At 67.6% G+C, this 506-nt stretch carries 1 protein-coding gene; it reads left to right on the top strand.

The genetic code is table 11. The features are described from left to right. Positions 1–506: Gfo/Idh/MocA family protein (locus tag ELR45_RS37715; protein WP_205856499.1), on the top strand; the 506-nt coding region annotated here is incomplete at both ends.

Raw genomic sequence — 506 nt, 5'->3', positions numbered from 1 at the left:
TGTGATCTCGGATGCCCACGCGGCGGCGATCGCCGCCCTGGGAGAGTCGTCGCAGCTGGTCAGCGTCTTTGACGTGGACGTCGAGAAGGCGAAGGCGTTTGCCGAGCGGCAGAGCTGCGCCGTCGAAAGCACGCTGGAGGCACTCCTGCGCCGGGACGACATCGACGCGATCGCGGTCTGCGTCCCGAGCGGGTTGCACGCCGAGATCACCGTGGCGGCGCTCGACGCAGGCAAGCACGTCGTGGTCGAGAAGCCCCTCGATATCACTTTGGACGCCGCCGACCGCATCATCGAGGCGGAGCAGCGTACGGGCAAGGTCGTCACCACCATCAGCCAGCGCAGGTTCGAGGTGGCCCCGGCGTTCGTCAACCGGGTCATACGCGAAGGTGCACTCGGCGCTGTGACCTCGGGCATCGCAGAGTGCACCTGGTGGCGCTCCGAGCAGTACTACGCATCGGCCGGATGGCGTGGAACCTGGTCGATGGACGGCGGCGGCGCGCTGATGA

It is taken from the genome of Phytoactinopolyspora endophytica, from assembly GCF_004138495.1.
In the GTDB taxonomy this organism is placed as follows: domain Bacteria; phylum Actinomycetota; class Actinomycetes; order Jiangellales; family Jiangellaceae; genus Phytoactinopolyspora; species Phytoactinopolyspora endophytica.
This window is presented reverse-complemented; position numbering and strand designations above follow the sequence as displayed.